The following is a 12,287-nucleotide window of genomic DNA, read 5'->3' on the forward strand; positions in this document are numbered from 1 at the left end:
GATCACTTCCTGCGAGGGTTAGGAATTGAGTAGCCCTTATAGCTGCCATCGGCGTTGACGGGGGTAACACCAAGAATGTATCGAGTGTCTACTCCTCCAGGCATAGCTATCTCAGCCTCACCTTTATGTGGCGAAATTATGCCGAGTTTTTTATTCACATCTATCCCGCGAATATTTTTTATTACGTAGACGAAGCCGTCTTCATATCCGTAACCCGTTGCAAACTTTATAGCTGCCTTTTCTGAGGTTGAAGTGCTGACAAAGAAGCTGGGAGGGCTTCGATTGTCCAGCGCGTGTAAATAGAGGTCCATGCTGTCTCCCAACGGCTCAAAGCCAGCCTCAAATATCTCCCAGGATTCCCGTGAATCGCCGCGATATAGGTACCGATTTTTGGGTTTAGGGGACGGGGGACTGGGCTCACCCTCATCAACCTTCGCCTTCCCCGCCGGATCCTCATCCCCAGACGAAGGCCTCTTACACCCATCCCCTCCAGGACAATCACTCAACCCCAGCGGATCAACCCACCCCGTCGGATTGCGCGTGTACTGATACCCGTTTAACCCACCTGCCAACCCACTCGGATCCGGCGTCAGATACCGTCCCACATCCGGGTTGTAATACCGATGCCGGTTGTAATGCAGCCCCGTCTCCGCATCGTAATACTGCCCCTGAAACCTCAACGGCTGGTCCAGCACCTGATGGGTATCGCGATTGAGTCGAGTCAGGCGGCCATAGGCCGTGTATTGCGCGGCCCAGATAATGTCGCCGCTGTAGTCGGTGAGTTCTTGCGGTGTCCCGAGGTGGTCGAGTTGGTAGTAGAACGGGCAGGCCAGGCGAGGGCCTTTGCTGTCGAGCATGGCCAGTGGGCGGAAGGTGCCCGGTTCGTAGACGTAGCTGCGGTAATGCTCGCGGCCACTTTCGGCGACGAGGTTGTCGCCCTGCCAGAAGAACTCGGTGGTGTGACCGTCGACGGTTTTGCTGATGCGGCGGCCGAAGGCGTCGTAGCGATAGCTGGCGGTGATGCCGTTCGGGAGAGTGACGCCGATTAATCGATGCTGGCAGTCGTAGCGGTATTCGGTGACGAGTTTTTGTGCGGTGCCGCGGCGTTCGCGGATCAGGTTGCCGAAGGCGTCGTAGTCGAAATGGCGATCGCCTTGCATCAGCAGGCGATTGCCTTTGAGGGTGGCCGGGCCGGGCCGGTCCTGCATCAACAGGTTGCCGGCGGGGTCGTGGGCAAAGCTTTCGGGTTGTTGTTCGCGGGAGTGGCGGACGCGGATCAGGCGGTCAAGTGGATCGTATTGATAGCTGCGTTGGCCATGACGGGTGTCGGCGATGTGTTCAAGATTGCCGTTGGCGCTGTAGGTATAGTCGCGGCGATACAGGGGTTGCTGGTGTTGGCTGACGGCGTGGGCTTTCAGACGACCCTGTTCATCGTAGTTGTACCGGCTCGACAATAAGCCTTGCTGGCGCTGCAGTTCGCGGCCGGCTTCATACGTGTGGCTTGTAAGTCGTGTGCCGTTAAGATCAATGGCTGTTAGCACACCGCCCTTGGCGTGGTGATAGTCGAGTTTGCTGTTGTCCGGCAGACGCAGATGGTTGAGCTTGCCGCAGGCGTCGTAGGCGTAGCGCAGCGTGCCCCAACCCTGATGCTCGGTGATCAGGCGATTGTGTTTGTCGTACTCGAACTCCAACGGATGGTCTTGGCCGTCATCGACGCTGACCAATCGGCCGAGGCTGTCATAGCGATACTCGACGTTGACGCCATCGGGCAGGTTTTTGACCAGCAGTCGTCCGGCCGCGTCCCGTTGGTAACTCGTGAACAGCTGCGAGCCGTCATCGCCGAACTCGGTTTTTTCCAGGAGATGGCCGTTGAGGTCGTAGGCATACGCCGTGCGGCGGCCATCAAAGCCGGTTTCCTGCCGGATCAATCCGCCGGGCGTGTAGTCCAGCCGGTAATGTTCGCCGGATTCGTTTTCGATTTCTGTCAGTAACAGCCGTGCGTTGTCGTAGCGATAACGAAGCTGCGTGCCGTCGGAGTTGATCCGATGGCTGACCAGGTGCAGGTCATCGTTGTATTCAAAACGGGTGACGCGCCCCGATTCATCGCGTTCAGCGGTGATCTTGCCGTAGGCGTTGTAGCTGAACGCGCGGCTGGCGCCTGTAGGAAGAATCGTTTGAATCAGTCGGCCAACGGCGTCCCATTGGTAGTGAGTGACAGCACCGTGTTCGTCCTGACGGGTAATCTGCCGACCCAATACATCGTAGGAAAAACGCCGCTGACCGCCATCCGGCAAGGTCTCTTCAACCAACTGCCCGATTGCATCCCACACGAACACATGACGGCTGTTATCCGGGTAGCGGATAGACAGCAACCGTCCTTGAGCATCGTAGTGGTAGTGCGTGATGTGACCGTCGGGATCGGTGGCCTCTGTGACATCACCCTGAGCATTACGCAGATATTTCCAAACCGCTTTGCCGTGATAGCGCGCATGCAGGAAACCGTTGCGATATTCGTAGGACGTTGGTTCTTCTTCAGGAGGAATCAGCGCAATGAGCCGGCCAATCTCGTCGTAGCGGTATTCAGTAATCGCCCCCAGCGGCCCTTGCTCGGCAATCAACTGGCCTTTGTGGTCGTACGCCTTTAGATACTCGCCGCCATCCGGCTCGACCCGACGCACCAACCGCGCCTTGTCGTCATGGACATAAACTTCCTCGCTGCCATCGGCGTTCTTGACCAACACTCCGCCGTCGTCATCCCAGACATAGCGTGTGTCCATCTGTGAAAAAGTCGCCCAGTGCCTGACGCATCTGGCCGCCTTGCCGGACTTTTCCCACTCCCAGAAGAAACTCGCCCCACCGGCCAATTGCCGCTGGAGAATCACGTGCTGATCGTCGTAGTCGTAGCGTTCGCTTTCGCCAGCGGCGTTGGTCGCTTCGATCAGGCGGTGACGGGCGTCGTAGCGGTAGGCAATCAGCGTTTGCTCTGTATGCCAGGCATCCACCAAGCCCTCGGCGGGCTGAAACGACTGATACTCGACCGTCACGATGTGCCTGCGCTCGTAACGCAACAGCAGTGAACGGCCCGCGCCGTTGTCGATGCGCTGAATGCGATCCTGGCGGTCGCGGGTGATGTGCAACCGGTTGTCGTAGGCGTCGCTGATGGTCGTCAGCCGACCATTCACAAAGTGATAAAACCGCGCCTCGGCACCGGCCAGCGCGAGCACCAATTCTTCAGGCTTGTTTCCCAGGTAAATCGCGGCCCGCGACAGGCTGTTATGAATCGCCGGACGCGAAAGACTGGGCAGCGGAAACGTCGTACGACGGTTTTCGTGGTCGGTCCAGACGACGCGTTCCGCGTTCAGTTCCAGCCGATGCGCCAACGAGTGACTCCAGCCCCAACCCAGCCCGCAATCCAATTCCACGGCGCTGGTTCGGTACAACCGGGTAAACGCAAAAGACAACAAGCCGCTAAGCGATCCATCGTCGAGAGTCAGTAATTCTTCGCCAGTGACCATCGACACCGGGCAACCGTTGGTGCAGGTCAGTGGCCCGCAATCGGCGCTGTCGCCGTTGGGGTTTTTCGCTTGGTCGGGGACATCATCACGGTGTTCCTGCCGGCCCAATCGGGTCATGGCGGCGGATTTGTCGCGAGCAATGGCGACCGGATTCTGCACCAGCAAAACCGGCGTAGCGCCCGTGCTGATCTGCAGCGGCACGGCGGGCGCAGGGTTCAGCGGAGCATTTCGGACATTGACCGCAAGGGGTTTGAGTACGCCCGCGTGGGTTGTCAGGTCGGAACTGGCGCCAATCCCGGCCAACCTCTGGCTCGCGGCGGCCAGCCAGTTGCGCGCGCGGTCGGATTTGACCTTGTCCAGCACCCTGGCGCTGATGCCAAGCTTCAACCCGGCAAAACCCGAGAAGCGCGCGAGCAGGAAGCCGATCAATATTCCCGTACGAATCTCCGCCACGACTTCGGCAATGAACTGCGGCGGCAACATCCTCAGCCAACTGGTGATCGCCGCCAGATGAATGAACATCAACGGCTCATCACTCAACACCAGCAACAGATTGGCGATGGATTCCGCTGAAGCCTCCAGCAGCGTTTCAAGTTCGGCTTCGGTCAGGTACTCAAGGAGCTTTTCACTGTTGGCTTGCAGGTCCGCGATCAGCCCGTAGATCTGCTTCACGTCATCCCACAACCCGTTCAGCGAATTCTCGAAACCGCGCCAGTCGGCCTGTTGCAGCAGGCCGTATCGTTTGATGAAACCAGCCTCGGCGAACTCGCCCCACGAAGGTTTGAATTCGTTCGCCCACTCGTCGCGCAGCCAGCCTTCCAGATCGCTGATAACGCCTTGATAGGAGGCGTAGAGCGCTTTGACATGATCCGCAGAAACGTTCGGGAAGAAGGTGATGCGGTGACGCAGGCTGCGTTCGCACTCGGGAATTTCGAGGATGCCGCTGGGGCCGATCTCGTGATGGACCGGCTCGCCAAAGCTGCCGTCAGCGTTCAAAGGCTCAAGCATCACCGGCGTGTTGCCGATCGGCACGAACCGCGCTGCGTCGAACATGTGCACCAGTGTCAGGGGGCCAACTGCCGGGCACGCGGCGACGGTCGAACTGACGGGCGTAGTGGAGTTCTTCGGCGCGACCAGCCGGACTTCGTTGCCGACCTTGAACACCTGCTCGATATCCAGTGCCTTGCCGGTCCAGAAACTTTCAGCCCAGGCGTCGTATTCATTGAGGCAAAGCCGAAAGTCGTCGAGCAGCGCTTCGACGTCCGGCTGCTCGGGGTCCATGGCGGCGACCACCAGCAGGCCGATGACGTTATTCAGGGCCAGTACCTTGTCAGGTACGAACATTCGCAGTCCCTCGCGCAGATCAAGTTTGAGCGCGAGACTTTGCTTGGGATCAACGGGTAAAGAAGTCGGGAAAAGAGGCGTTTTATGTAGGGAAAATCGCTAAATGACGACGAACACTTTTGTATCCGTGAGGGATTGCCCGTTGCTCGATGGCCGCCGCGCTCGTTATGCTGCTGAATCCTTTAATCGATCACGGACCCGGCCGCACCTGAGCCGCCTCTGGGATGTCATTAGAAAACGGATCAGATGCGATGAATGCACCGCTGAATGAATTCGGCCCGATCAAGGCCGTGATTTTCGATATGGACGGCTTGCTGCTGGACACCGAGGGCATCTATACCGAGGTCACGTCCATGATTGCTGCGCGCTACGGTCGGGTTTTCGACTGGAGCATCAAGCAGAACATCATCGGCCGTGGCGCGGGTGATCTGGCGCGTTACGTGGTCGAGGCGCTGGAGTTGCCGATCACCGCCGAAGAGTTCCTGGTGATTCGCGAACCGCTGATGCGCGAGCGTTTTCCGCAAGCGCTGGCGATGCCCGGCGCCGAGGAACTGGTCCGGCACTTGAAAGCCAACAACATCCCGATCGCCGTCGGCACCAGTTCTTCGCGTCAGTCGTTCGGCCAGAAAACCACCTTGCACCGAGACTGGTTCGCGCTGTTCGATTTTATTGTGACGGCCGATGACCCTGAAGTCGGCGCAGCCAAACCGGCGCCGGATATCTTCCTTACGGCAGCACGACGCCTGGGCGTTGCACCTGAGGATTGCCTGGTGTTCGAAGATTCGCCGTTCGGGGTTACGGCGGCGAAAGCGGCGGGGATGACGGCGATTGCGATCCCGGATGCGGCAATGGCTGACGAAAAGTACGCACATGCCGATGGGATTCTTCGTACGTTGAAGGCATTCAAGCCGAGTGCCTGTGGTTTGCCAGCGCTCGAATGGGCTTAACGACGGAAAATGTGGGAGCGGGCTTGCCCGCGAAGAGGGAGTGTCAGACAACATTAATGTCGACTGACACAACGCCTTCGCGAGCAAGCCCGCTCCCACATTCAGATGTGCGTTGACGGGCCGTATCAGGCGCCAAAACCACCGTCGATGGTCAGGCTCGCCCCGGTGATGTAACCGGCTTCCGGCCCTGCCAGGTAGGCAACGAAGCTGGCGATTTCTTCAGCTTTGCCGTAACGGCCCACCGCCATCAGCGGGATCAGGCTGTCGGCGAAGTCACCGCTGGCCGGGTTCATGTCGGTGTCGACCGGGCCCGGTTGCACGTTATTGATGGTGATGCCGCGTGGGCCGAGGTCCCGTGCCAGGCCTTTGGTCAGGCCGACGAGCGCCGATTTGCTCATGGCGTACGGGCCGCCACCGGCGAAGGGCATGCGGTCGGCGTTGGTGCTGCCGATGTTGATGATGCGACCGCCTTCAGTCATGTGTTTGGCGGCGGCCTGGGTGGCGATGAATACGCTGCGCACGTTGATGGCCAGCGTCTGGTCGAAATCTTCGAGTTTGAAATCTTCCAGTGGTGCAACAGCCAGCACGCCAGCGTTGTTGACCAGAATGTCCAGGCGGCCAAAGGCTTCTACCGTGGCGTTCACGGCGCTGCGAATGGCCTCGGCGTCGGCGCTGTCGGCCTTGATCGCGAGGGCTTTGCCGCCGTTCCCGATGATGCTGTCTTGCAAGGCTTCGGCTTTGGCCGTGGAGCTGACGTAAGTGAAGGCAACGGTCGCGCCTTCAGCGGCCAGGCGTTGGACAATGGCTGCGCCGATGCCACGGGATCCGCCTTGAATCAAAGCCACTTTGCCGCTGAGGTTCTGAGTAGTCATGTCGATCTCCGAAGTCCCGAGGCGAGATTGTCTCGGTTGATGGAGCCTAGTATTGATTCAGGATTGCACGCTGAGTAGCCGGTAATTGCGATAGTCTGTGTAAACCAGAAGTTTATAGTGGCGCCTATGGAAACCTTCAGCAGTATCGAATGCTTTGTGCGCAGCGCCGAAGTTGGCAGCTTCGCCGAAGCCGCTCGACGCTTGAGCCTGACCCCGGCGGCGGTGGGCAAAAGTGTCGCAAAACTTGAGGCACGGCTGGGTGTGCGGCTATTCCAGCGCAGTACGCGCAGCCTGACGCTGACTGAGGCCGGTCATCTGTTTCTCGGTGAAGTCAGTTCCAGCCTGCACACGATTCAGAATGCGGTGGCCAACCTCGCCAGCGCCGAAGGGCGGCCGGCGGGAACGTTGAAGGTCAGCATGGGCACGGTGTTCGGGCGTTTGTATATCGTGCCCTTGCTGGGCGAGTTTTTGCGGCGTTTTCCGGCGATCAACCCGGACTGGCATTTCGATAACCGTCAGGTCGATCTGATCGCTCAGGGTTTCGATGCGGCGATCGGCGGGGGATTCGAGCTGCCCCAAGGCGTGGTCGCGCGCAAGCTGACCCCGGCGCATCGGGTGTTGGTGGCGTCAACTGATTATCTGGCTGCGCGGCCTGTGATCATCGAGCCCGATCAGCTCAAGGACCACGATGGCATCCTGATCCGCTCCCCGCAGACTGGCCGTGTGCGTTCCTGGCAATTGACGAGTCGCACTCAGCAACACAACCCGCTGATGCTCAAGGCGCGGATGACCATGAGCGATTCTGAAGCGGCGTGCGCGACGGCGGCGCAGGGGTTGGGCATTGCCTTGGTGAGCATGCCGTTTGCTGCGGGGTATCTGGAGGCCGGGACGTTGCAGCGGGTGTTGCCGGACTGGTATGTCGACGATGGCAACATTTCTATCTATTACGCCGAACACAAACTGCTGCCGGGCAAGACCCGGGCGTTTGTGGATTTCATTATTGAGCAGTTTGCGGAGCGGGGGTTGGGGCAGCGGTTTAGTGCGGTTTGAGCCTGGCTTTGGACCGAAGTGTTGCCATTCGCGAGCAAGCCCGCTCCCACAGTTGATCTATGTGGTCCACAAATCCCCTGTGGGAGCGGGCTTGCTCGCGAATGGGTCGACTCGGTTTACCTTTGTAAACTCAACGCCCGAACCGCCCCGGCCAACCAATAATGGTCTTGGGCCGCGGCGTCGCATACGTCCGCACCTTGGACGTGGACAACCCCAACCGCACCAACGACTCGGCAATCGTCACTGCCGCCGTCACCCCATCCACCACCGGAACCCCGGTGCGCTGGCGAATCTGTTCATCCAGCCCGGCCATCCCGCCGCAGCCCAGGCAAATCACTTCGGCCTTGTCCTCCAATACCGCGAGTTCCGCCTGACGCACAATCGCTTCCAGCGCCCGCGGCGGATCGGACTCCAGTTCCAGCACCGCCAGGCCACTGGCCCGCACCGACGCGCAGCGGTCCCAGAGCCCGGACAGTTTCAGTCGATCCTCGATCAGCGGCACGGTGCGATCCAGCGTGGTGACGACCGAGTAGGCATGGCCAAGGAACATCGCCGTGCTGGCCGCCGCATCGGTGATGTCCACCACGGGTACGTTGAGCAATTCCTGCAAACCTTCGCGACCGTGCTCGCCATAACCGGCCTGGATCACGGCGTCGAAGGGCTGATCGTAGGCCATCACCCGGTCCATTACCGCAATGGCGGCCAGGTAGCTTTCGAAGTTGCCTTCGATCGAGTCGGCGCCGAAGTAGGGCGTCAGGCCGATGATTTCCGTTCCGGGCGCGGCCACGGCTTGTGCGGAACGGGCGATGGCCTGGGTGATGGATTCGGTGGTGTTGACGTTGACCACGAGAATTCGCATGAGAAGTCCTTATTGCGCGGTGGTTCTGCGGCCCGATGTTGCCGGGCCGCCAGTGGATTAGTGGCTGACGTTGTCGACCGCGATGCTTTCACCGCTGACGTCGGCGTAGTGAGGCTGCCGCTTGGCGATGATCAGGTAGAGCATCCCGGCAATGCCCGCACCAATCAGCCAGGAGAAGGGCGAGACGCTGTGGAAACCCGGCATTAGCGCCAGCACGATGGCGATCAATGCGGCAGGAATGAACGCCGCAACGGCGCGTAAATTGACTCCGCGACTGTAGTAATAAGCGCCGTTGGGGTCTTCGCTGTACAACTGCGGCACGTTGATCTGGCCTTTTCGTACGAGCCAGTAGTCGACCATGATCACGCCGTACAACGGCCCGAGCAGGGCGCCGAGGCCGGACAGGAAATACACGATCACCAGCGGGCTGTTGTAGAGGTTCCACGGCAGGATCAGCACCGCGATGGTCGCGCTGATCAGCCCGGCGCGGCGGAACGTCAGGTATTTCGGCGCCAGGTTGCTGAGTACGAATGCCGGGGCGACGAAGTTGGCCATGATGTTCACCGCCACGGTGACAATCAGGAACGCCAGACAGCCGAGCACCAGGAAGAAGGTGTTGGGGATCGAGGCGATGATCTCGGTCGGGCTTTCGATGATCCGTCCGTTGATCTGAAATTGCGCACCGCAGAGCAGGACGGTGATGGCCGCGAACACCAGAATATTTACCGGCAGGCCCCAGAAATTTCCGACCTTGATGGTTTTGCGGCACGGTGAAGAGCGGGCGAAGTCGCAGAAGTTGAGGATCAACGTGCCGTAGATCGCCAGCCACAACGCACCGCCGGCAAAGATGTTGCGCCACATCTCGCCACCGGTCAGCGGTTCGCGGATCGACCAGGCAATGGTCGCGTTGGCTTGGGTGTACATCCAGGCGGCGAGGGCGGCGACGGTCACCAGAATCACCGGGCCGGCAAATGCTTCATAGCGCCGAACCATTTCCATGCCGTAGGCGAGGATGCCCAGTTGCACCAGCCAGATTGCCACGAAACACACCCAGCCCAGGCTCGACAGGCCAAGGATCGAGTTGTGATCGTAATCGGCGAATCCGGGGTGCACCGCCGTCAGCAACACGCGAAACACTACGGACGCCAGGTACGTCTGAATGCCGAACCAGGCGATGGCGATAACGGCACGGATCAATGCAGGAATCTGCGCCCCGTGGATGCCGAAACTGATCCGGCTGATGACGGGAAACGGTACGCCGGTCTTTTGCCCCATGTAGCCGGAGAGGTTCATGAAGCAATACACCAGCGCCGCGCCGATCCCCAGCGACAACAGAATCTGCCAGCCACCCAAACCCAACGCATACAGGCCGATGGCGAAGGAATAGTTGGCGATGTTGTGAACGTCGTTGGTCCACAGGGCGAAGATGCTGTAGCGGCCCCAGCGTCGACCTTCGGCTTTGGTCGGCGCCAAGTCCTTGTTGTGCAGGCGCGGGCTGAGTACCACGGGTTCTTGAAAGGTTTGATCGTGAGCGGTGGGTGGAAAGGAGGGCAGATCCAGCGCGATGTTGTTATTGGAGAGGCTAGTACGCATTCCGGCAGGCTCCGAGCTTGGCGTCGCGATGACTGTGCATGAGCGGTGGCTCGACAAATCTTCGTCGCGGGCAAAAGCATCATTGGTTACGGGGCATCTGCAGCCTGTACGGGATAGGGCGCTTCAGGCTTGCGGATCTAAGTGTGTGTATGTTTTGAGTTGATTGTATACAAAACATGCATGCACTTAAGCCAGATCCATGCCAGCGACGGATCTATGAAATTCGGTTCTAATTTCTTTTTGTTGGCAGCGCGCAGTAAGTGTCTGAAAAAAAGGCGATATAAATTGACCGGTTGAACAGGTATTTATTTTTCGGCGGAGATTGTGGGAAAGCTCGACTGGGGAAGTCAGGACAGGAGGATGTAACTTTTTGGGGCGCTGAAACGAAAAGTGCACACATAAATGGCACCTATGGTGACATTCGTGTGTACACATTTTTGAGTCAGGTCACAGAACCTGTGGGAGCGGGCTTGCTCGCGAAAGCGGTGGGTCAGCCAACGTTGATGTCGACTGAAACGCCCTATTCGCGAGCAAGCCCGCTCCCACATTTGGATCTCCACAAGGCTGGAGGTTATGCCTTCGACTTGCTGATGATATTCCCCGCATGCAATCCGCATTCTTTCTGCGTCGCTTCTTCCCACCACCAGCGGCCTTCGCGCTCATGCTGGTTCGGCAACACCGGGCGTGTGCACGGTTCGCAGCCAATGCTGATGAAGCCGCGCTCGTGCAGGCTGTTGTACGGCAGTTCGAGCATGCGGATGTAACCCCAGATCTCTTCGCTGGTCATCTGCGCCAGCGGGTTGAACTTGTAGAGTGTGCGTTCCGGGGTGGAGAAGGCGGTGTCGATTTCCATCACCGCGACGGCGCTGCGGGTGCCCGGGCTCTGGTCCCGGCGCTGGCCGGTGGCCCAGGCGCTCACGCCCGACAGCTTGCGGCGCAGCGGCTCGATCTTGCGGATGCCGCAGCACTCGCCATGGCCGTCCTTGTAGAAACTGAACAGGCCTTTTTCCTTCACGAACGGTTCAAGTTTGGTGTAGTCCGGCGACACCAGTTCGATGTCGATCTTGTAGTGCTCGCGCACCTGATCGATGAAGCGGTAGGTCTCCGGATGCAGACGGCCGGTGTCGAGGCTGAACACCTTGACGTTCTTGTTCAGCTTCCAGGCCATGTCCACCAGCACCACATCCTCGGCGCCGCTGAAAGATATCCACAGGTCATCGCCAAACTCGGCAAACGCGAGTTTCAGGATGTCCTGGGCGGATTTGTTGGCATAGGTCGTGGCGAGTTCCACGACATCGAACGATGGGCTCATCAGGGCGGCTTCCTACAGGTCGGTGGCGCTGGGCGCTCTATATAGGGCTGATGGTAACAAAATCCTGCGGCGGCGGGCGCGCCCTCTGCGTTGCGCGGGGCCGCCCGAGTCGCTAGAGTTCGGCAGTCCTTTTACTCGCTCGACTCAATAATCAATACAAATGGGAGTGTCTTGTGGAAATTGCCTGTCTGGATCTCGAAGGTGTACTGGTCCCGGAAATCTGGATCGCGTTCGCTGAAAAAACCGGTATTGAATCCCTCAGGGCGACCACCCGGGACATTCCCGACTACGACGTGCTGATGAAACAGCGCCTGCGGATCCTCGACGAACACGGCCTGAAACTCACCGACATTCAGGAAGTGATCGCCACGCTGAAGCCGCTGGACGGCGCCATCGAGTTCGTCAACTGGCTGCGTGAGCGCTTTCAGGTGGTGATTCTGTCAGACACGTTCTACGAGTTTTCCCAGCCGCTGATGCGTCAGCTGGGTTTCCCGACGTTGCTGTGCCATCGCCTGATTACCGATGACTCGGGGCGGGTGACGAGCTATCAGTTGCGTCAGAAAGATCCGAAGCGGCAGTCGGTGCTGGCGTTCAAGAGTCTGTACTACCGAGTGATTGCGGCGGGGGATTCCTACAACGACACCACGATGCTGGGTGAGGCGGACGCGGGGATTCTGTTTCATGCGCCGGATAACGTGATTCGCGAGTTTCCCCAGTTCCCTGCGGTACACACCTTTGAGGATTTGAAGCAGGAGTTCATCAAAGCCTCCAACCGCGCTTTGAGTTTGTAGTCGT

8 protein-coding genes are annotated in these 12,287 nt (G+C 59.2%); 3 read left to right on the top strand and 5 right to left on the bottom strand.

The window, feature by feature from the left end:
- Window positions 1-2: 2 nt before the first annotated feature.
- Window positions 3-4,859, bottom strand: a complete 4,857-nt coding sequence (locus tag ACA049_RS09560) for an RHS repeat-associated core domain-containing protein (RefSeq protein WP_497334917.1) — start codon at window positions 4,857-4,859, stop codon at window positions 3-5.
- Between the two features lie 251 nt (window positions 4,860-5,110).
- On the opposite strand from ACA049_RS09560, the gene ACA049_RS09565 reads away from it, so the two are divergent.
- Entirely contained in the window at window positions 5,111-5,806 is a 696-nt protein-coding gene (locus ACA049_RS09565) for an HAD-IA family hydrolase (protein ID WP_497334919.1), read from the top strand.
- A 125-nt stretch (window positions 5,807-5,931) separates the two neighbouring features.
- Here the strand turns inward: ACA049_RS09565 and ACA049_RS09570 are convergent, their stop codons facing one another.
- Window positions 5,932-6,678, bottom strand: coding sequence for a 3-oxoacyl-ACP reductase family protein (locus ACA049_RS09570; RefSeq protein WP_497334921.1), 747 nt, complete (start codon window positions 6,676-6,678; stop codon window positions 5,932-5,934).
- Window positions 6,679-6,804: 126 nt separating this feature from the next.
- On the opposite strand from ACA049_RS09570, the gene ACA049_RS09575 reads away from it, so the two are divergent.
- Entirely contained in the window at window positions 6,805-7,728 is a 924-nt protein-coding gene (locus tag ACA049_RS09575; RefSeq protein WP_497334923.1) for a LysR family transcriptional regulator, read from the top strand.
- Window positions 7,729-7,858: 130 nt separating this feature from the next.
- Here the strand turns inward: ACA049_RS09575 and ACA049_RS09580 are convergent, their stop codons facing one another.
- From ACA049_RS09580 to ACA049_RS09590, 3 genes are all read right to left on the bottom strand, one after another.
- Entirely contained in the window at window positions 7,859-8,587 is a 729-nt protein-coding gene (locus ACA049_RS09580; protein ID WP_497334925.1) for an aspartate/glutamate racemase family protein, read from the bottom strand.
- A gap of 57 nt (window positions 8,588-8,644) precedes the next feature.
- Window positions 8,645-10,180 (bottom strand): NCS1 family nucleobase:cation symporter-1, encoded by a 1,536-nt coding sequence (locus ACA049_RS09585; RefSeq protein WP_497334927.1) that lies wholly within the window; start codon window positions 10,178-10,180, stop codon window positions 8,645-8,647.
- Between the two features lie 571 nt (window positions 10,181-10,751).
- On the bottom strand, window positions 10,752-11,492 hold the full coding sequence (locus ACA049_RS09590; protein WP_010456562.1) for a phosphoadenylyl-sulfate reductase: 741 nt from the start codon (window positions 11,490-11,492) through the stop codon (window positions 10,752-10,754).
- A 173-nt stretch (window positions 11,493-11,665) separates the two neighbouring features.
- Here ACA049_RS09590 and thrH point away from each other — a divergent pair, with 173 nt between their 5' ends.
- Window positions 11,666-12,283, top strand: a complete 618-nt coding sequence (thrH, locus tag ACA049_RS09595; RefSeq protein WP_033055708.1) for a bifunctional phosphoserine phosphatase/homoserine phosphotransferase ThrH — start codon at window positions 11,666-11,668, stop codon at window positions 12,281-12,283.
- Window positions 12,284-12,287: the final 4 nt, after the last annotated feature.

This window comes from Pseudomonas sp. LBUM1662 (genome assembly GCF_059695915.1).